We start from the raw sequence: 19,623 nt of genomic DNA on the forward strand, positions 1-19,623 counted from the left end.
ACGAGCCGGTGCCGCCACGCCCCGAGGAGGCGCCCGCGGCCTGCTGCGGTGCGTTCTGCCGCCCGCTGGACACCGCCTGGCGCGCCTCGGTCTGCCGCGGTCAATTCACCTGGATCGCCGGCTCACGAAAACGCTCGCACACGCTTTCGTATGCGCGGGGTCAATGACTTTACTGGGGGGAGATCCCGGTTCCTGCCGTCCTTTTCGGGGCGGCGGGAACCGGGCTCGAAATGTTTCCGGAAATCAGGACCCGACGGCCGGGAGAATGCGGCCGGACAGGTCGCCGAACGACAGCCGGGTGCCGTCCGCGGCCGGCGCCGTCGCGGTGATCGTGACCTCGTCGCCGTCCTCCAGGAACGTGCGGGTGGCGCCGTCCGGCAGGGGCAGCGGTTCGGCGCCGTTCCAGGACAACTCGATCAGCGAGCCCCGCTCCGCGCGCCCCGGCCCGCTCACCGTGCCCGACGCGAACAGGTCACCGGTGCGCAGCGACGCCCCGTTCACCGTCATGTGCGCCAGCTGCTGAGCCGCGGTCCAGTACATCCCCCGGAACGGCGGCCGGCTGACCACCGCCCCGTTCAGCCGGACCTCCAGCGACAGGTCCAGCCCCCACGGCTCGGTGTCGTCCTGGAGGTAGGGCAGCAGCGCCTGGTCGCGCGCCGGTGGCGTCACCCGGGCCGCCGACAGTGCCGCCAGCGGGACCACCCACGCGGACACCGAGGTCAGGAACGACTTGCCCAGGAACGGGCCGAGCGGCACGTATTCCCAGGCCTGCAGGTCCCGCGCCGACCAGTCGTTGACCAGGCAGACCCCGAAGACGTACGACGGGAAGTCCCGCACCGCCACCGGAGTCCCGAGCGCCGACGGCACCCCGACCACGAACCCGACCTCGGCCTCGATGTCCAGCCGCCGCGACGCCCCGAACTCCGGAGCGCCGTCGACCAGGTACTGCCCCCGCGGCCGGACCACCGGCGTGCCGGACGGCCGCACGGTCCCGGCCCGCCCGTGGTAGCCGATCGGCAGGTGCTGCCAGTTCGGGGTCAGCGGCGGCGACCCCGGGCGGAACATCCGGCCCAGGTTCTCCGCGTGGTCCCGGGAACTGTAGAAGTCCACGTAGTCGGCCACCTCGAACGGCAGCCGCATGGTCACCGCATCCCGCGCCAGCAGGTACGGCGTGACCCGCTCCCGATGGGCCGGATCGGTCAGCCACGCGGTGATCATCGAGCGTAGGGCGGCCCACGACTCCGGCCCCTGCGCCATGAACGCGTTGAGCGACCCGGTCGCGTGCACCGGATCCCCGGTCAGCCCGGCCAGGTCGAGCACGTGATCGCCGATCGCCACCCCGGTACGCGGTGGGTTCCCGGAGGCGTCGGTGAAGATGCCGTAGGGCAGGTTGGTGATCCCGAATCCCGTGGATTCGGGCAGGTCGAGCCAGGTCATTGGGTGATTCTCTCCGGGAGCAGGCCGAGGCGGGCGAGATCGTGGACGGGTTCGGCGACATCGCACGTGCCGAACGAGGTGAAGACCGACCGGGCGTGCGCGACCTCCGCGGCCGACCAGCCGCCGAGCTCGGCCGCCATGGCCGCGGCGTCGGTACGCCGCAGGTGCGCCTCGGCGTCGTCGAGATCGCCGGCCGCGAGCAGCACGTTGAGGAACCCGTGATGGTCGAAACCGGTCGCCGGGTCGGTGTGCCGGACGGCGTTGTGCAGCCCGGCCGTGCACTTGAACGCGATGCCCCGCGCGGCGCACGCCCGGATCGTCGCGGCCAGCTCGGCGGCCGGCGGGAACAGGTCGGCGCGCACGCCACCGGTGCGCAGCTTCGCCCGGCAGCCGGTGCCGGCGATCGCGTCGAGGACCTCGTCGCGCCCGCCGGTCCGCGGGATCTCGACGGCGCGGGGGACGTCCGGGGCCAGGGCGGTCGCCAACGCCCGTACCGCCGAATGCGCCTGCGCACCGTCGACCGCGACCGAAGCCTCGACCGTGACCAGGCGCAATCCCGGGTTTTGGGCGATCTTGCCGGCCGCGGCCGGCAGGTCGGCCGGCGAGGTGATCAGCGCGAGGTCCAGCGGCGGCCCGGCCGGATCGAGGTGCGCGCCGATCTCGGCCAGCCGCGCCGCCGGCACCACGAACGGCCCGAGCAGGTCCCCGTGCGGCCCGGCGAGCGCGCGGCGGTGCGCGGGCACCGCCCCGGCCATCGGCGCGTTCCCGGGCGGGAACAGCGCCGCGTCGTCGAAGAGCCCCGCGAACAGCCCCGTCATGCGGACGGGCCGCGGCCGGACCAGGACCAGGCGTAACGCCCGTCGTCCGAGGCCAGCCCGGCCTCGCCGAGATCCAGCGGACGGAAAGTGTCGACCATGACCGCGGTCTCGTCGAAGAACTCCGCCCCGAGCGAGCGCTCGACGGCCCCGGGCTGCGGCCCGTGCGAATGCCCGCCGGGGTGCAGCGAGATCGAGCCCTTGCCGATCCCGGAGCCCTTGCGCGCCTCGTAGTCCCCGTCGACGTAGAACATCACCTCGTCGGAGTCCACGTTCGAGTGGTAATACGGCACCGGCACGGCGAGCGGGTGGTAGTCGACCTTGCGCGGCACGAAGTTGCAGATCACGAAGTTCTGCCCGGCGAAGACCTGATGCACCGGCGGCGGCTGGTGCACGCGCCCGGTGATCGGCTCGAAGTCGGCGATGTTGAACGCGTACGGATACAGGCACCCGTCCCAGCCGACCACGTCGAACGGATGCTCCGGCACCACGTGGATCGTCCCGCCGCCGCGGTGCTTGACGTAGATCTCGACGTCGGTGCCCTCGGCCAGCAGCGGCTCGACCGGCCCGCGGAGATCCCGCTCGCAGTACGGCGCGTGCTCCAGGAACTGCCCGTACCGGGACAGATAGCGCGCGGGTGGGGCGATGTGCGAACTCGCCTCGATCGCGTACGTCCGCAGCGGCTCGGCCCCGTCCGGCACCCAGCGGTGCGCGGTCATCCGCGGGATGACCACGTAGTCGCCCCGGCCCACGGTCAGCGCGCCGAACACCGTCTCCACGGTCGCGGCGCCGCGCTCGACGTAGACGCACTCGTCGCCGATCGCGTTGCGGTAGTACGGCGAGATCTCGGTGGAGACCGCGTACGAGATCCGCACGTCGGCGTTGCCCAGCACCAGGCGGCGCCCGGTGACCGGGTCGGCCTCCTTGTACTCCAGATCGTGCAGGCGCAGGTGCCGCGGGACGAGCGGGGCGTTCGCGGTCAGCGACTGATCGGGCAGCTGCCACGGGCGCGCGTCGACGATCGCCGACGGGATGCCGCGGTGGTACAGCAGCGACGAGTCGGAGGAGAAGCCCTCCTCGCCGACCAGCTCCTCGGCGTACAGCCCGCCGTCGGGGCGGCGGTGCTGGGTGTGCCGCTTCGGCGGGATGTGGCCCACCTGCCGGTAGAACGTCACGCATGGCCTCCTGAAGGCTCCCTGCGGACCACTCCGGCGGATCGCGCCGCAGTGGTCCCTGGACATGCAGTCGTCACCAGGGGTGGTGGTGACGACTCCGTGTGCTACGGAATTTACGAGGCGGTAACAGACTGCACAAGTGGTCTCGTAGGTTCGCACCGCGATCAAATCCCGGTAACCTACGCGCGGGAAGGGGATTACGTGCCGAAGATCGTCGATCACGATCAGCGTCGTTCCGAGATCATCGAGGCGTTTCTCACCGTCGTCTCGCGCGACGGGCTGGCCGCCGCCACCAGCCGGGCCATCGCCGCCGAGCTGAACATCGGCACCGGCGCCCTCTGGCACTACTTCGACGGCTTCGACGAGGTCGCCGCCGGCGCCTACCTGCGGATCACCGACCGCACCAACCGCCGGATCGCCGCCGCGACCGCCGGGCTGCGGGGGCTCGCCGCGTTCTACGCGATGATCCGCGAGATCCTCCCGCTGACCAAGGAGACGCTGGACGAGGCGTTCGTGGTCGTCGGCTTCTGGGGCCGCCTCGCCGCCAACTCCAAGATCGAGGAGGCGCCGGAGCTCGGCGACGTCTGGGCCGGCCAGATGGCCGACCACTTCCGCGAGGCGATCGCGGACGGCGAGCTGCGGCCGGACTTCCCGATCCCGGACGTGATCGACACCCTCCTGACGATCTGCCTTGGCCAGCAGGTCAACGCCGTGATGACGATGGTCGACCCGAGCCGGCTGGTCGCCATGGTCGATCATTGCCTGCGCCCTTGGCGCCTTTAGAACCCTTGCTTGGGTACGGCACCAGCCCCCGGCCGCCAGCAGCCCCCTGAGCCCCGCCCGTCGAAGTCCGCCTGGCGCCCGCGCGCCCGGCGCCCGCGCGCACGTCGGCCCCGCGCACGTCGGCCCCGCGCACGTCGGCCCCGCGCACGTCGGCCCCGCGCACGTCGGCCCCGCGCACGTCGGCCCCGCGCACGTCGGCCCTGTGCACGTCGGCCCCGCGCGCAGCCCGTGCTCGCGCTCACTTCCGCAGCCCCGCGAGCAACACTCGTGGCAACCGTAGGCACCAGCTCGTTCGGCTCGGCTGGTCGTGAGGGCTGTTCAATCGCGCCGGGGCAGCCCTGACGACCAGCCGGGAGCTTGCGTCGGCGGCGGAGCGCGCCCACGGCGTACCCCCGAGGCCACCGCAATCGGCAACTCCCGCCGGTGGCGGCCGCAGCCGTGACCAACAGCGGGCGGTGCCTGGCAAGCAAACAGCGAGCAGGCCGCAGCCGTGACCGACCGGCGGGCCGCGCGGGTCGCAAGCCGGCAGCGAGCAGGCCGCGGCCCGCGACCATGATCAACGGCGAGCGATACCCGGCAAGCACGCCGTGACCAGGGGCGGAGGGCGCCCGGCAAGCCTTCGGGCCCGGTTCGAGTTATCCACACTGGCCGGTTTTCCACAGGCCGCCAGCATGATCTTGGGCTTCCCGACGACAATGGCCAAAGGGCGGCCTGCCCCCGGTTGGGGTGGGGTCCCGGTGCCGCGAGATGCCGTAGGGCTCAAGCAAGAGCCACCGGGACCGAAACCGCCGCCCGTAGATGCGCGACGGCCCGATCCAGCGCCTCCTCCGCCGGCGCCGCGATGTCCGGCCGTACCCCGACCCCCTCCCAGTTCCCGCCGGTCAGCGGGCTGACCGACCGCGCCACCGGGATCGACGCCTCCAGATGTGGGTGGACGGCGAAGCTCTCCCGCGGATGCGCCCCGCCCCGCGTCGTCTCGCCGATGATCGTGGCCCGCCCGCGTTCCTGCAGGTCGTAGGCGAGTTCCTCACCCCCGGAGAAGGTGCTGGCGCTGGTCAGCACGGCGACCGGGCGGTCCGGTCCGAAGCGGGGCCCGGCCAGGTGCGCGGCGGTCCAGTACTGGCGGATCGCATCGTCCTTGCGGGCGTAGATGCCGCTGAGGTGGAACGGCTCCGGGCCGAACAGGTAGCTGCAGAACAGGGCGACCGTGTCGGGCACCCCGCCCCGGCAGCGCCGGACGTCGACGATCAGCGCCGACGCACCCGCGACCAGGGTCATCGCGGCGGCGATCGGGTCGCCGGCCGTGGTGGGCGGGAAGAACAGCGGGGTGATCTCGATGAGCCCGATGTTGTCGTCGAGGCGTTCGACCTTGCCGATGCCGCCGCCGGTGCGGGCCGCCCACTCGGCCAGTTCGGCGAGGTCGGCCTCGTCGTCGCCGTGGTCGGCGCGCAGCGGTGTCGCGCTGTGGATCAGGCGCAGATGCTTGTCGCCGTTGATCGACCGCAGGTCCTCGGTGACCCGTTCGGCCAGCTCGGCGGCGTCGAGGCCGTCCGGATAGCCGTCGAGTGCGGCGGCGATCCGAGGGGCGAGCTCGGGGAAGACGTAGTGCTCGGCGAGCAGGTCGGCGACCTGCCGTACGACGGTGTTGATCTCGTCCTGGCGCATGTCCGCAGTCAAGCACGTCGATTGACCGGGCGGCACACCGTCGTGGCGACGATGTGTCGGCCGGCGTGACCACCCGCTACTGGTAGCCGCGGATCTGGCAGAACGCCTTGGTCAGGTCGGCGTTCCGGGCGTCCCACACCGCGCCCCCGGTGGACGTCGCGATCTGCTTCATCTGCGACTCGGCGGCCTCGCCGAGCATGATCGGGAACACCGCGACGTGCTGCGCGGACCCGCGGGCGGTCAGGTATTTCTTGAACGCGGCCAGATCCTTGCCCCGGTTGCTCTCGCCGTCGGTCATCAGCACGATGCTGACGAACCGGTCCTTGTCCGTGGCCGTGTCCAACCGCCGGTAGGCCTCGACCAGCGAGTCGTACACCGCGGTGTTCCCGCCGACCTTCAACTGGTTGACCGCGGTCCGCAGCTCGTCCCGCGACGGCTGCGGGTTCCCGGCGTCCACGGTGACCGTGATCGGCGCCTTGGGACGGTCGCTGAACGGCAGCAACGTCACCTCCTCGCGGCTGCGGAACCGGCAGTACGTCCCGGTCAGTGACGTGTTCACCCCGGTCAGCCCGCTGAGCGCGGTCTTCAGCGCGGCGATCCGCGGGCCCTTCATCGACCCGGACACGTCCAGCACGTAGACCGTGCGCGACGGCCGGCGCAGCCGGTCCTGGTACGCCGTCAGCAGCCCCTCGATCGCCGGCCGGGTCGACGGGAACGGCAGCTCCACCGGGGTCACCGGCAGTCCGGCCGGCAGCGCCACCCCGGGCACGCCGGGCCGCCGCGCGGTGGCCGCGCCGATCCGCTGCTGCACCGCCGAGCCGCGCAGGTAGTCGCCGAGCAGCTCGTGGGCGTCCCGGGCCACGGTCGACGCCCCGGTCAGCAGGGTCAGCGGATAGTCCGCGCTGACCACGCCCTCGGCCGGGTAGACCACGGTCAGCGGCTCGCTCAGCTTCCCGGAGCGGTTCAGCTCCACCAGCGACGCCTCGTACGTGACAAGCGCGTCGACCGAGGCCCCCGGCTGCGTGAACGCGTCGGTGAGCCACCCGGACGACCCGGCGGTCACCCGCTGCCCGCTGAAGAAGCCGGTGAGCGGCGCCGCCACCCGGTTGATCGCGGCGTCGTCGAGGGCCCGGCCGGTGCCGTCGAGCGCGGTGGCGACCTCGACCAGCGCCGAGAACCCGGTGTTCGAGCTGGCCGGGTCGGTCATCGCGAACGTGAAGTCACCCCTGGCGGCCGCCGCGGCGATGTCCTTCCAGGTGACCGCGCCGGTCCAGCCGAGTCGCCGGGCGGCCGCGGCGCGCACGCCGAGCACCACCGGCGACCCCATGATCCGGGTGGCGGTGCCGAGCCGCTTCTTCGCCTCGGGGATCGTCTCCAGGTAACGGTCGGAGGAGAACCAGACGGCGTCGTACTTCCCGTCGGCCTTGCCGGTCGCGACCGTCTCGGCCCCTTCCAGACTGCCGATGAAGTCCATCTTGACGGTCACGCCGGTGGCCTTGGCCGCCTCGTCGAGGATCGGCTGCATGTCGGCGAGCTCGCTGCCGGCCAGCACCCGCAGCGTGGTCGGCGGGCCCGGGGTGATCACCGGATCGCCGGGTGGGACGGCCGGCTTGTCGGCGGTGCAGCCGGCCAGCAGCAACGCGGTCGCGAGAAGAGCCAGGCGGCGTCTCATTCCGCGCACCCCGCCGCCTTGTCCAGCAACGTCTCGAGGACCTTGTAGGCCGGCGGCTCGACCACCACCGGTGGATTGGGCCGGTCGGCGAGCGTGCGGCCCTGCGGGCGGAATCCGTACTCGGCGGCCAGGTCCTTCAAGCTCGGATCGTCGCGCAGCAGCTCGCCGACCTTGCGGCCGCCGTCGCTGAGCGGGACCAGCTCGTGCCAGGCGTACACGGTCGGGCTGGGGAACAGCAGCACGTGCTGCCCGTCCTGCGGCACCCGCTGGGTGGACACCTTGTCGAGGAACTGCGACTCGTAGACCAGCGCGATCGGCGTCCGGGTCGAGCCGCCGGTCAGGTACTCCTCGAACAGCACCCCGCTGGTGTCCGGCTTGAGCCCCTGGTCGGCCATCAGCCGGCACATGTCCGGCAGCACCTTGGTGACCGAGGCGGCCGAGGTGACCGGCTTGTCGCCGTTGAGCACCGCCGAGACGATCGACAGGAACATGATCGCCGAGTTCGAGTCGGCCGGGTCGGTGGTGCGCATCAGCACCACGTTGCCGTTGGCCGAGGCCTCGTTGCCGGGCAGCTTCTTCCAGCTGGTGCCGGCCCGGTCCAGCTCGATCAGCTTGCGGACCGAGATCACCTCCTGGCCGCCGACGGTCTGCACCACGCCGGCCCGGCGCAGCACGGTGACCGTGTCGGTGAAGGTCGCGACGCCCATCACGGAGGCGAACGGCTTGAACGACTCCTTCACGTGCAGCGCCGACTTGATCTTCTCGGCCGTCGGGGTGCTGGACGGGAACGCGAAGTCGTACCGCGCCGAGTCGCCGGCGAGCAGGTCGACCATCTCCCGCGAGCCGGTCGGGTCGATCCGCAGGCGCAGCCCGGCGCACTGGAAGACCTTGGCGACCCGGGGGTCGCGCAGGAACGGCTCCTTCTCCGAGCCGACGATCCCGCGCACGTCGGTGACCTTGCCGGCGCAGTTCGCGGCGTCCGCGCCGGTGCGGCCCCGGCCGAGCTTCCAGCCGACGACCAGGATCAGCGCGACGCTGATCGAGACCGCCAGCACCCGTACGAAGCCCTTCATGCGTTCCCTTCCTTGCTCGGGGTGAAGCCCCAGGTCAGTCCGGCGCCGGCGACGGCCAGCGCGGGCACCACCCACCAGGCGGCGATCAGATCGGCGCCGAGGAGGACGCCGCCGGTCGCGGCGCCGGCGACGGCGCCGGCCGCCGGCCACCAGGACCTTTTGCGGGTACGGGGTTCCGGCGCCGGATGCACCGCCAGGTAGGCCGCCTCCCCGAACTCGGTCGCGCTCGCCCACCGCTGGTCCGGGTCCTTGGCCAGGCCCTTCGCGATCACGTCCTGGAGCGCGACCGGCACGGTGTCGGGCAGGTCCCTCGGCTCGTCGGTGAGGTGCGCGTGCAGCGGGAACGACAGCCCGGTCGGCCCGTAGGGCACCCGGCCGGCCAGGCACTCGTAGAGCACCACGGCCAGCGAGTAGATGTCCGCGCGGTGGTCCGCGGTCTGGTCGGTGAGGCGTTCCGGGGCGATGTACGGCGGCGTCCCGACCAGCTGCCCGACCCGGGTGATGTTCGGGTCGTGCGGGTCGATCCGGTGCGCGATGCCCCAGTCGATCAGGTACGCGTGGTCCGACCCGCTGCGGTGCCCGGCGTCGAGCAGGATGTTGGACGGCTTCACGTCCCGGTGCCGCAGGTTCTTGTCGTGCGCCGCGGCCAGCGCGTTCGCGACCTGCTGGATGATGTCGACGGCCCGCTCCGGGGTGAGCGGGGCGGTGCGGATCTCGGTGGCCAGGTTGCGGCCCCGGATCAGGCGCATCGCGATGTACGGCGGCGGCCCGACGCTGAAGTCGTAGACCGCCACCACGTACGGGTTCTCGATCTCGGCGGCCAGCCGCATCTCACGTACGAAGCGCTTCCGCAGCTCAGGATCGGCCAGGGCGACCGAGGTGAGCACCTTCAGGGCGACGGTGCGCTGAGTACGCGAGTCGACGGCCTCCCACACCTCACCCATGCCACCCTTGCCGAGCAGGGTGACTTTCTGGTACGGGCCGACCATGTCGGACAAGGTCCACTCCGGAGAGTCAGCAGGTAGGTGCGGGACGCCGTCATGGTAGGACCGTCGCGCCCCCTCACCAGGCCACGAACGTGTGAACAATCGGCGATCTTGAGAGGTCCGGTTCTGTTCATCCGTCGTACCGAAATCGTTGCTCTTGAATTTTTGATGTGCGGATCCACTGCGGCGACCGTCCCGCAACGAAAGGCACCTCCTTGCGCTCCCAGCACACAGGCCGCCGCCTGGCGATCGCGTCCGCCGCCGCGGTCGTGGCCGGCTCGGCGATCGTCGCCACCACCAGCGCGCAGGCGGCGACCGGCGCCGCCGCCGACCACCTGCTGCTCTCCCAGGTGAAGGTCACCTCGTCGGCGACCGGGGTGACGCTGACCCGGCTCACCGGCGCGGGCGCCGCCGACGGCACCGCGATCGCCCTGCCGGCCGCCGCCTCCGGCGCGAACAAGCCGTTCACCCTGGAGGGCGACTCGGCCGCGGTCGGCGCGCTGGCCCGCTCGTCCGACGGCCGCTACGTCACGCTGGCCGGCTACTCGGCGGTTCCGGGCGCGTCCACCGCGTCCGCGCCACGGGTCGTCGCCCGCGTCGACGCCGCCGGCTCGGTGGACACCTCGACCACGCTGGGCACCTCGTTCACCCAGGAGAAGGTGCGCGGCGCGGTCACCGACGACGGCAGCCGCTTCTGGGTCACCGGCCACGGCGCGACCGCGAGCCCGAACGGCGGCCTGGTCCAGGCGACGCTCGGCGCGAGCACCGGAACCGTGCTGGCCAGTGGCAGCGACGCGCTGAACAACACCCGGACCGTGCAGCTGTCCGACGGCAACGTCTGGTTCGGCAGTGAGAAGGGCTCGGCCGGGCTCTACCGCGGGACCACCCGGGTGATCGCGCTCGGCTCCGACGGCGCCGGGCCGATCTCGTTCACGCTGCTCGACCGGGATCCGGCGGTGCCCGGGGCGGACACGCTCTACGTGGTGCAGGAGACGGTCGGGGTCTACAAGTACTCGTCGGACGGCTCGGCCTGGACCAGTCGCGGCAAGATCTCCAGCACCTCCGGCTGGACCGGCCTGACCGGCGTCGTCGACGGCTCGAGCGCCCGCCTCTACGGCATCAACGGCGACGGCGCGAAGAACACCCTCGTGCAGCTCACCGACACAGCCACATCAAATTCAACCCCATCAATTTCTTCCCGTACGACCATAGCCACCGCCCCGAGCGGCAATGCGTTCCGCGGCGTCGCCGTCGCCCCGAGCGGCACCTCGACGCCTTCGACGAGCCCTTCCGCTTCGACGAGCCCGTCGACCTCGACGAGCCCGACGGCGAGCCCGAGCGCCAGCCAGCCGACGTCCACGCCGACCATCGCGCTCTCCTCGGCGTACCTCTCCAGCGCCGTGGGCGCCACCGGTGACCCGACGGTGACCGCGACCGTGGCGCAGACCGGGGGAGACGCGAACGCCCTGGTCGTCACGGCCACGGCCAGCTCGAATACCGCGGTCGCGACCACCGCCGACGTCACGGTCACCGGCACCGGCGGCACCCGGCAGATCGCCGTCGCGCCGCGCGCCAAGGGCTACACCGACCTGACCCTGAAGGTCACCGCCCCGAACGGCAAGTCCGCGGCGACCACCCTGCACCTGGCCGCCTCCGCGGCCGTGCAGGACGCCGCCGACACGCGCTACCTGACCGGCGCCAGCGACTCGTCGGCCGCGATCGACGCCGGTGACGGCTACCTGATCGTCGCCGACGACGAGACCAACGTGCTGCGCCTGTACCGCCGGGACACCTCCGGCGCGCCCGTGCGGACCTGGGACTTCAGCAGCCAGGCCGGGGTCAGCATCGAGATGGACCTGGAAGCCGCGGCCCGGACCGGCGACACGATCTACTGGGTCGGCTCGCAGGGCAACAGCAAGAGTGGCGAGCTGCGGCCGGACCGCACCGCGCTGTTCACCACGAAGATCACCGGGACCGGCGCGAGCACCCAGCTCACCTTCGGCGGGGTCTACCACGGGCTGCGCGACGACCTGATCGCCTGGGACAAGGCCAACGGCAACCGGTTCGGCTTCGCGGCCGGCGCCGCCGCGGGCAACATCCCGAAGCAGATCGACGGCTTCAACCTGGAGGGCCTGGAGTTCGCGCCGGGCAGCACCAGCACGGCGTACCTCGGCTTCCGCGCACCCCTGGTCGGCGGCAGGGCGGTCGTCGTCCCGGTGACCAACCTGGACAAGCTGACCAAGGCCACCTTCGGTACGCCGATCACGATGGACCTGGGCGGCCTGACCGTCCGGGACATCCGGAAGAACGCGAGCGACCAGTACCTGATCATCGCGGGCTCGTGGGCGGCCGACGACAACAGCGACCCGTACGCGCTCTACTCCTGGGACGGCGTCGCCGCGCACGCCCCGGTGCTGGTCCGGTCGCTGCCGACCGCCGACCCGGGCGCCTGGGAGGCGATCGTCACGGTGCCCGACCTGACCGTGGCCGGAGCCCGGGCCCAGCTGCTCACCGACGCCGGCGCCGCCGACCTCTACGGTGACGGCGCCGAGGCGAAGGACCTGTCCCACGCCGAGTGGAAGAAGTCCCGCGCGACCTGGTTCACGGTCAATTGAGAAACGCCGCGCCCGGGGCTCTTCCCCGGCCCCGGGCGCGGCGTGACTTACGTACAGTGATCGACATGCCTCCGACCCTGAGCGCCGGGAAGACCCGGGACGCGTTGCGCAACGCCGCCCGCGTCTCGTGGCAGAGCCTGCTGATCCTGCTGCTCACCTATGTGGTGCTGGAACTGCTCGGGATGGCCTGGTCGGTGATCTGGCCGCTGGTGGTGGCCCTGCTGCTGACCACGCTGACCTGGCCGCCGGTCCGCTACCTGCGCCGCAAGGGCTGGCCGCCGGCGCTGGCCGCCTCGCTGGTCACGATCCTGTTCCTGGCCCTGATCGCGGGCATCGTGGTGCTGATCGTGGTGCCGGTCTCGGGGCAGGCAGGCCAGCTCGGCCAGGGCGTGGTCGACGGCATCCAGACCGTCCGGGACTGGGCCTCCGGCCCGCCCCTGAACATCAGCGACGCCCAGGTCGACAACGGCCTGAACACGGCGATCGACAAGGTGCAGGCGAGCGTCGGCAGCATCGCCAACGCCACCCTGAGCGGGGTCAGCACGGTGGTCAACGGCCTGGTCACCACGATCCTCGCGCTGTTCCTGATGTTCTTCTTCCTCAAGGACGGCCCGCGGTTCCTGCCCTGGCTGAGCCGTCAGCTGCCCGGCCGGCTGGCCGCCGACGTCCCGGAGATCGCCGGCCGCAGCTGGAACACGCTCGGCTCGTTCGTCCGCTCGCAGGCGTTCGTCGGCCTGCTCGACGCGGTCTTCATCGGCATCGGCCTGTGGATCACCGGCGTCAAGCTGGTCCTGCCGCTGGCCGTGCTGACCTTCGTCACCGCGTTCATCCCGATCGTCGGCGCGGTCTTCGCCGGCCTGGTCGCGGTGCTGATCGCGCTGGTCTTCAGCGGCTGGGTGAAGGCGCTGATCGTGCTCGGCATCATCCTGCTGGTGCAGCAGCTGGAGGGCAACGTCTTCCAGCCGATGATCCAGAGCCGCGGCCTGGGCCTGCACGCCGCGGTGGTGCTGCTCGCGGTGACCCTGGGCGGCAACCTGGCCGGGATCGTCGGCAGCCTGCTGGCCGTGCCGGTGGCCGCGCTGATCGCGGTGACCTGGAACTACATCCGCGAGCAGCTCAGCGATCCGGCCCCGGAGGTGGTCGAGGACGCCGTGCCCGACCCGGTCCCGTCGCCGGCGGCTGAGCCGGCTGTCGGCGCCACCGCGGACGGCAGCGAGTAGCGAGTCGGCGGTCGCCGCCCGGCGGCGGGATGTCATGCTGCGCCGATGAGGTTGTCGCAGCGTGCCCAGGACGTCGAGCCGTTCCACGCGATGGCGTTCGGCCGTCGCGCGGGGGAGCTGGAGGCGGCCGGCCACCACATCGCCCGGCTGGGCCTGGGCGAGCCGGACTTCGGCGCGCCGCCCGCGGTCCGCGCGGCGATGCGCGAGGTGATGGACGGGCGGCCGCTGCCGTACACCCCGGCCTTCGGCCTGCCGGCGCTGCGAGCGGCGATCGCCGGCTTCTACCGCGACCGGCACGGCGTCGAGGTCGACCCGGCCCGGATCGCGGTCACCCCGGGCGCGTCCGGCGCGCTGCTGCTGGCCGCGGCGGCGACCACCGACCCGGGCGACGAGGTGATCGTGGCCGACCCGTCGTACCCCTGCAACCGGGCGCTGGTCGAGACGTTCGGCGGCACGGTGATCACCGCCGCGACCAGCCCGGCGTCCCGCTTCCAGCTGGACACCGCCGCGGTCGACCGGGTCTGGACCGACCGGACCACCGCGGTGATGGTCGCCAGCCCGGCCAATCCGACCGGCACGTCGATCCCGTACGACGAGCTGGTCGCGGTCTGCGCCCGGGCCCGCGCCCGCGACGCCTGGCGGATCGTCGACGAGATCTACCTGGACCTGGCCGACCCGGCCCCGGACGGCACCCCGCCGCGGACCATCCTGGCCGCCGACCCGGACGCCATCGTGATCAACAGCTTCTCCAAGTACTTCGGCATGACCGGCTGGCGCCTGGGCTGGTGCGTCCTGCCGGCCGTCCTGGTCCCGGCCGCCGAACGCCTGGCGATGAACTACTTCCTCTGCGCGTCCATGCCCACCCAACTGGCCGCCCTGGAGTGCTTCACCCCGGAATCCCTGGCGGTCTGCGAGGAGCGTCGCCAGGAGCTGCTGGCCCGCCGCGCGATCGCCCTGGCCGGCCTGGCCCGCATCGGCCTGCCGGTCCCGGTCCCGCCGGACGGCGCCTTCTACGTCTACTTCGACGTCGCCGCGACCGGCCTGGACGCCTGGGAGTTCTGCGGCCGCGCGTTGGAGGAAGCCCACGTCTCGGTCACCCCGGGCCGCGACTTCGGCACCGCCACCGCGGAAACCCACGTCCGCCTCTCGTACGCGGCGTCGCGCGAGACCCTCCACGAGGGCCTCGCGCGACTTGAGACGTTCGTCCGCGGCCTACGCCGGTAGCCGCGGCGGCCGGTCAGTCCACGAAGGTCACGGTCTCCGGCAGCGGGGCGCGGCGAATGCGTGGATGGGTGACCGCCGGGTCGGCGAAGCCGATCGACATGCCGCAGAACAGCAGGCGTTCCGGTGGTGCGGCGGTCACCTCGGCGACGCTGCGGTGGTACTCCGCCCACACCTCCTGAGTGCAGCTGTGCAGGCCCTCGGCCCGCAGCAGCAGCATCACGGTCTGCAGGTAGATGCCGGTGTCCGCCCACCGCGGCGCCGGCATGTCCCGGTCCAGGTAGCAGAAGAGCGCGGTGCCGGCGCCGAAGCAGGCCCAGTTCCGGGCGCGGATCCGGGCCCGGCCGGCGAGATCGCCGCGCGCGACACCGCGGGAGCCGTAGAGACCCTCGCCCAGCGCGGCCAACCGGTCGAGGTAGGGCGGGCCCATCTCCGGCGGAAGGTTCGCGAACTCCCGGTCGTCGCCGCGGTCACCGGCCGCGACCCGCTCGCCGACCGTCTTCGTCAGCCGGCCCAGCGAGTCGCCGGACACCACGTAGATGTTCCACGGCTGCAGGTTGCTGCCCGAGGGCGCGTCGGCGGCCGCCGTCAGCACCCGTTCGAGAACCGCGCGGGGCACCGGCCGATCGGTGAACTGGCGGATCGACTGCCTGGTGCGCACGGCCCGGTAGACGTCCATCAGCTCAGCTCCGGGACCGGTCGCGGACAGGCCGGCCGGGTCAGCGCGAAGTACGACGCGGCGGCCACCAGCAGCCCGAGTCCCCACAGCGTGTAGCCGCCCATCTCCAGCAGCAGGGGCAGGAACGGGCCGCCGAAGTCCCCGCGGATCCAGGCGATCATCCCGGCGATCCCGAAGTACGCGGTCAGGCCCGCCCCGATGAACAGTCCGGTGCCGAGCACCAGCCACCGGGGCACCGCCCGTCCGCGCAGTGGCCCGGTCCAGGCCGGCCAGAGCCGTCCCCACCGGTGCGCCAGCGCCAGCGGCAACAGCGTGCCGGCCAGGCTCATCAGGACAATGAAGATCACCATTCCGGTCCACGAGACGCCCGCCTGATTCACCGAGGACTGCCACCGCCCGGTGATCGTGTCGTCGAGCCACACGCCGATCCGGGCCACGAACCCGGCGACGGCCAGGTAGGTGGCCGCGAACGCCCAGCGGGGCGCCGGCTCCGCCCGGCTCTCCGGCGACCGTCCGTGGACCCGCCCGCAGGACTCGCACGGATGCCGGGCCAGCCGCCGCTCGTCCGCGGCGAGGACCAGGCAGAGGAGTCCGCCGGCGACGCCGCCGCCGGTGGCCAGCAGGGTGACGACGGTGCCGGTCGTGACGCCTTCGAACAGCAGCGACACCACCATCACCGGGAACAGGAACGAGTACAGGCACAGGGCGACGCCGGCGACGGCGTTGAGCGCCGCGAGCAGGTAGTGCCCGGTGCCGGTGACCGGGTAGCGGACGGCCACCGCGGCGCAGAGGCACCCGGCCGCCGCCAGCGCGCCGATGGCCACCGGAACCCAGCCGCCCGGGAAGTAGGACTCCCCGTCATGCAGGAAACGCGGCTCGTGGCCGATCGCCCACCACATGTGGATCATGAGGTAGGCGATCTGCCAGGCCGCCGCGACAAGCCGGAACCATCGATTTCGTGCCATGTCGCAGACGCTAGGAGCCGGCCCGCCGGGCCACCTCCCCCATGGGAGGGAACTCCCCCCATCCAGTGGTGACCCGCCGCCCTACTTGAGGTAGATCGTGTCCGTGCCGACCTTGCCCGGGGCCGGGTTGCCGGTCTGGTCGAGGACGTAGACGCGCAGGTTGCCCTGGCCGCTGAGCGAGATGGTCAGCGAACCGCCGGTGACGACCTGCTTGGCGCCGGTGACCGCGTCGACGTAGGTGCCGTTCGGGATGCCGGTGAACGTGGCTCCGCCGGAGACCGTGATCAGGGCGAAGCTGTCGACGGTGCCGGAGGTGTAGCGGCGCTTGTAGGCCATGCTGCCCGACACGCCGTCGGTCGAGTACTGGCCCATCTGCAGGGCCGGGACCGCGCGGCGGATCTGGTTGAGCCGCTGCAGGTGCTTGACCAGCGGCTTGGACAGCGTGGTGGCCACGTTGCCGGTGGCCGAGGAGACCACCCCGTAGTCGGACGCGGTGACCGTGCCACTGACGTTGTCGCCGTAGTACGCCCGGCCGGTGGTCGCGAGCGGGCAGGTCGGGCCGCAGTCGATCTGCTTGCCGGCCTGGAACTCGATCTCCGAGCCGTAGTAGAGCGTCGGGATCCCGCGGAACGTCCACATCAGCGACATGTTCTCGGCCCAGGCGTCGGTGCCGCCGGAGTAGCGGGTCGACGACTTGTTCGGCCCGTAGTCGTGCGAGTCCACGTAGACCGTGTTGTACGTGGCGTCGTTGACCGAGTCGTCGGAGTCCTTGCCGTTGTTGAACGCGTTCTGCGCGTCCCCGAAGTTCATGTGCATGCGCATGTCGATGATGTTCATGCCGGAGAACTGGCTGTGGTCCGGCGCGTGGTAGGTGTTGCCGTTCAGGAACGCGTTCGTGCTGGTCGGCTGATTGCCCGTACCCAAATTGTTTTCGTAGTTGAATTGTTCCAGCGCGGCGGCGACGTCGTCGTCGGAGTAGGTCTTGCGTTCCTTCCAGGTGTAGAACTGCGCCGAGTGGTTCACCGAGCCGCGGTTCCACTTGTCGTTGACGAACGCGGCGACCTCACCGAAGACGTAGAATTCGTCGGCCTTCGTGGCGCCGTACTTCTGCACCAGGTGGTCGTGCAGCGCGGGCAGGAAGCGACGGTTCCAGGTGACCCGGGGGATGTGCACGGCGGTGTCGATCCGGAACCCGTCGACGCCCATGTCGATGTATTTGTTGTACGCGTCGATCAGGTATTTCTGCACGGTCGCGTTCTCGGTGTTGAAATCGGCCAGGTCCTCGTGCAGCCAGCAGGACCGCGAGTCCTCGCCCTCCCAGTTCCCGATCCAGCACTGGTGGTACAGGTCGGACGGGAACATCTTGGCGGTCGGTGACGGCCACTGGCAGTTGTAGAGGGCGTACCCCTCCTTGCTTTTCGCCCCGGTCGCGGTGCCGTAGTTCGGGCAGGTGTTCCCGGCCGGCGCGGTGCTGCTCCACAGATCGCCGTTGTAGGGATATCCCGCGCTGTTCTCCTCCAGCGGGTTGTATTCCTTACCGGCGACTTTCTCGCTGTAGTACCAGCTCCACTGGCTGTCCCGGACGCCGTAGACGGTCGGCGTGAACAGGCCGTTCGCACCCCACCGGGAACTGTGGTTGTAGACCACGTCCTGATAGATTTTCAGGCCCTTGGCGTGCGCCGAGTCGATCAGATCCTGGTAGGACGCGCCGGTCGACTCCAGCCGCGGGTCGACCCGGTAGAAATCCCAGCCGTGATAGCCGTGGTAGTCGTAGTCGGAACGGTTCAGCACCACCGGCGTGATCCAGATGGCCGAGAAACCGAGCCCCTTGATGTAGTCGAGCTTGTCGACCAGCCCCTTGAAATCACCGCGGAACATCGGGTCGTTGTTGGCCGCGTTCCCGGAGGCCACGTTCTGGCTGCCGCCCCGGTCATTGCTGGTGTCGCCGTCGTAGAAACGCGCGGTCAGCACGAAATAGATGCTGTCCTTTCGTGGGTCGCCGCCGAGCATCGTGCCCTGGGTGACCGGCGCGGCCTCGCCGGTGGTCACGGTCGCGGCCGCGCTCGCCGCCGAGACATTGCCCGCAAGATCAAGAGCTTTGACCGTGTACGTGTACGACGTCTTGGCCGTGAGCCCGCGATCCGAGTACCCGTTCGTCGAGCTGGTGAGCGTCGCCGACCCACGGGTGATCTGGTAGCCGGCCACGCCCACGTCGTCGGTCGACGCGGTCCAGGCCAGCGTGACGGTGGTGTTGACCGCCGTCGCGGTGAGCCCGGTGGGGGCGCTCGGCGCGGTCGTGTCCGGGGGCGCGGTGGCGCACGGGCTGGCGGCGTTCGCGGTGACCACGCCGGCATTGACCGTGCTCACCCCCGTACCCAGGGAATAGTTCTTTCCGGAATTGCTGTCCCAGGTTCCGGAGCCGTTGTTGAACGTGGCCTGCCAGGTGGTCGCGGTGCCGAGGCTGACCGTCTCGCGCACCCAGCCGGCGCACGCCTCTTCGTCCATCACCACGCCCGGGACCGTGGTCCAGGAGCCACCGGTCGGGGCCCAGTGCAGGTACGTCGTGGGGTAGCCGGTCTTGTACCAGACGGTCGCGGTGTTGGTCGCCGACGTCGAACAGGGGGCGACCGAACTGACCGCACCGCCGGTGATCGTGACCGTGCCCGTACCCACGCTGTAGTTGGCCCCGGCGTTGTTGTCCCAGGTTCCGGAGCCGTTGTTGAAGACGACCTGCATCCCGGCCGCGGTGCCGAGATCGACCTCCTTCTGGTACCAGCCGCTGCAAGAGCTTGCGGCCATCGCCACGCCCGGCACCGTGGTCCACGCGCCGCCGGTCGGCGCGTAGTGGATGTTGACGGCGGTCCAGGAACTGGCCGGTTTGTAGTAGACGGTGACCGCGTTGGCCGCGCGTGCTGCCGGTGCGGCCAGCACCAGCAGGGGGATCACGCAGAGTGCGGCCAGCACTCTTCGGAGGAATCTGGGCACGGCGGAGCCTCCAGGGGCGAGGGGGACGGCGCTGAGCAAGCACGTGACAGGCCGGAAACCCGGCGTTCATGTGTGAACGGAAGGTAGCAAGTTCTTGCAGTTCCTGAAAGAGCTTCCCGTCAATATGCAAGCAGCCCCGCAATCGACCACCACAAATCACCCCGCCCCGCCCCGCCCCGGCGCCCGCCCGCACACGTGCCACCCGCCGCGCCCCGGCGCCCGCCCGCGTGCCGTCCGGTGGGCTCCGCGCTGCCGTCCCCGGCGCCCCCCGGCCGTCCTCGCGGTCCGGGACGGGCCCGGAGGGCGTCCGCACTTCGTCCGTGCGCGGACGA

Annotated in this window: 15 protein-coding genes; 4 read left to right on the plus strand and 11 right to left on the minus strand. The window is 71.4% G+C overall.

Annotated elements, in window-relative coordinates; genetic code table 11:
- Positions 1-243 precede the first annotated feature (243 nt).
- The 3 genes from fahA to L3i22_RS10495 are packed head-to-tail and all read right to left on the minus strand — an operon-like array spanning position 244 to position 3,427.
- Positions 244-1,437 (minus strand): fumarylacetoacetase, encoded by a 1,194-nt coding sequence (gene fahA, locus L3i22_RS10485; protein WP_221326765.1) that lies wholly within the window; start codon positions 1,435-1,437, stop codon positions 244-246.
- Positions 1,434-2,255, minus strand: coding sequence for a hypothetical protein (locus tag L3i22_RS10490; protein ID WP_221326766.1), 822 nt, complete (start codon positions 2,253-2,255; stop codon positions 1,434-1,436). The genes fahA and L3i22_RS10490 overlap by 4 nt, the downstream gene beginning before the upstream one ends.
- Entirely contained in the window at positions 2,252-3,427 is a 1,176-nt protein-coding gene (locus L3i22_RS10495; RefSeq protein ID WP_221326767.1) for a homogentisate 1,2-dioxygenase, read from the minus strand. Before L3i22_RS10495 ends, L3i22_RS10490 begins: the two co-directional genes overlap by 4 nt.
- Before the next feature lie 201 nt (positions 3,428-3,628).
- On the opposite strand from L3i22_RS10495, the gene L3i22_RS10500 reads away from it, so the two are divergent.
- A complete protein-coding gene (locus L3i22_RS10500) occupies positions 3,629-4,210 on the plus strand; it encodes a TetR/AcrR family transcriptional regulator (RefSeq protein WP_221326768.1) in 582 nt (193 codons plus the stop codon).
- On the opposite strand, the gene L3i22_RS10505 is transcribed toward L3i22_RS10500, so the two are convergent.
- The 5 genes from L3i22_RS10505 to L3i22_RS10525 form a co-directional block, all read right to left on the minus strand.
- Positions 4,131-4,418: a pentapeptide repeat-containing protein gene (locus L3i22_RS10505; protein WP_221326769.1), complete on the minus strand. Its 288-nt coding sequence runs from the start codon at positions 4,416-4,418 to the stop codon at positions 4,131-4,133. The two genes, L3i22_RS10500 and L3i22_RS10505, sit on opposite strands and share 80 nt — an antisense overlap.
- Positions 4,419-4,969: 551 nt before the next feature.
- Entirely contained in the window at positions 4,970-5,875 is a 906-nt protein-coding gene (locus L3i22_RS10510; RefSeq protein ID WP_221326770.1) for a S41 family peptidase, read from the minus strand.
- Between the two features lie 76 nt (positions 5,876-5,951).
- Positions 5,952-7,547, minus strand: a complete 1,596-nt coding sequence (locus L3i22_RS10515; protein ID WP_221326771.1) for a VWA domain-containing protein — start codon at positions 7,545-7,547, stop codon at positions 5,952-5,954.
- Positions 7,544-8,620: a hypothetical protein gene (locus L3i22_RS10520; protein ID WP_221326772.1), complete on the minus strand. Its 1,077-nt coding sequence runs from the start codon at positions 8,618-8,620 to the stop codon at positions 7,544-7,546. Before L3i22_RS10520 ends, L3i22_RS10515 begins: the two co-directional genes overlap by 4 nt.
- Complete coding sequence (locus L3i22_RS10525) at positions 8,617-9,609, minus strand: serine/threonine-protein kinase (protein WP_255658663.1); 993 nt, start codon at positions 9,607-9,609, stop codon at positions 8,617-8,619. The genes L3i22_RS10520 and L3i22_RS10525 overlap by 4 nt, the downstream gene beginning before the upstream one ends.
- A 212-nt stretch (positions 9,610-9,821) precedes the next feature.
- On the opposite strand from L3i22_RS10525, the gene L3i22_RS10530 reads away from it, so the two are divergent.
- The 3 genes from L3i22_RS10530 (at position 9,822) to L3i22_RS10540 (ending at position 14,665) form a co-directional block, all read left to right on the plus strand.
- Positions 9,822-12,221 carry a DUF3616 domain-containing protein gene (locus L3i22_RS10530; protein ID WP_221326774.1) on the plus strand — a complete coding sequence of 800 codons (2,400 nt, stop codon included), beginning with the start codon at positions 9,822-9,824 and terminating at the stop codon, positions 12,219-12,221.
- A gap of 65 nt (positions 12,222-12,286) precedes the next feature.
- Positions 12,287-13,441 carry an AI-2E family transporter gene (locus L3i22_RS10535; protein ID WP_221326775.1) on the plus strand — a complete coding sequence of 385 codons (1,155 nt, stop codon included), beginning with the start codon at positions 12,287-12,289 and terminating at the stop codon, positions 13,439-13,441.
- 45 nt (positions 13,442-13,486) lie between these two features.
- Positions 13,487-14,665, plus strand: a complete 1,179-nt coding sequence (locus L3i22_RS10540) for an aminotransferase class I/II-fold pyridoxal phosphate-dependent enzyme (protein ID WP_221326776.1) — start codon at positions 13,487-13,489, stop codon at positions 14,663-14,665.
- A gap of 13 nt (positions 14,666-14,678) precedes the next feature.
- On the opposite strand, the gene L3i22_RS10545 is transcribed toward L3i22_RS10540, so the two are convergent.
- The 3 genes from L3i22_RS10545 to L3i22_RS10555 all read right to left on the minus strand — a co-directional run bounded on the left by L3i22_RS10545 (position 14,679) and on the right by L3i22_RS10555 (position 19,291).
- Positions 14,679-15,341 carry a nitroreductase gene (locus L3i22_RS10545; protein ID WP_221326777.1) on the minus strand — a complete coding sequence of 221 codons (663 nt, stop codon included), beginning with the start codon at positions 15,339-15,341 and terminating at the stop codon, positions 14,679-14,681.
- Positions 15,341-16,306: a hypothetical protein gene (locus L3i22_RS10550; protein ID WP_221326778.1), complete on the minus strand. Its 966-nt coding sequence runs from the start codon at positions 16,304-16,306 to the stop codon at positions 15,341-15,343. Before L3i22_RS10550 ends, L3i22_RS10545 begins: the two co-directional genes overlap by 1 nt.
- 81 nt (positions 16,307-16,387) lie before the next feature.
- Entirely contained in the window at positions 16,388-19,291 is a 2,904-nt protein-coding gene (locus tag L3i22_RS10555; protein WP_221326779.1) for a carbohydrate binding domain-containing protein, read from the minus strand.
- Positions 19,292-19,623: the final 332 nt, after the last annotated feature.

It is taken from the genome of Actinoplanes sp. L3-i22, from assembly GCF_019704555.1.
In the GTDB taxonomy this organism is placed as follows: Bacteria; Actinomycetota; Actinomycetes; order Mycobacteriales; family Micromonosporaceae; genus Actinoplanes.

Bases quoted from the DNA above. Each gene is read 5' to 3' on its own strand.
- fahA (WP_221326765.1), bottom strand. From the start codon at position 1,437: ATGACCTGGCTCGACCTGCCCGAATCCACGGGATTCGGGATCACCAAC.
- L3i22_RS10490 (WP_221326766.1), bottom strand. From the start codon at position 2,255: ATGACGGGGCTGTTCGCGGGGCTCTTCGACGACGCGGCGCTGTTCCCG.
- L3i22_RS10510 (WP_221326770.1), bottom strand. From the start codon at position 5,875: ATGCGCCAGGACGAGATCAACACCGTCGTACGGCAGGTCGCCGACCTG.
- L3i22_RS10515 (WP_221326771.1), bottom strand. From the start codon at position 7,547: ATGAGACGCCGCCTGGCTCTTCTCGCGACCGCGTTGCTGCTGGCCGGC.
- L3i22_RS10520 (WP_221326772.1), bottom strand. From the start codon at position 8,620: ATGAAGGGCTTCGTACGGGTGCTGGCGGTCTCGATCAGCGTCGCGCTG.
- L3i22_RS10525 (WP_255658663.1), bottom strand. From the start codon at position 9,609: ATGGTCGGCCCGTACCAGAAAGTCACCCTGCTCGGCAAGGGTGGCATG.
- L3i22_RS10535 (WP_221326775.1), top strand. From the start codon at position 12,287: ATGCCTCCGACCCTGAGCGCCGGGAAGACCCGGGACGCGTTGCGCAAC.
- L3i22_RS10540 (WP_221326776.1), top strand. From the start codon at position 13,487: ATGAGGTTGTCGCAGCGTGCCCAGGACGTCGAGCCGTTCCACGCGATG.
- L3i22_RS10545 (WP_221326777.1), bottom strand. From the start codon at position 15,341: ATGGACGTCTACCGGGCCGTGCGCACCAGGCAGTCGATCCGCCAGTTC.
- L3i22_RS10550 (WP_221326778.1), bottom strand. From the start codon at position 16,306: ATGGCACGAAATCGATGGTTCCGGCTTGTCGCGGCGGCCTGGCAGATC.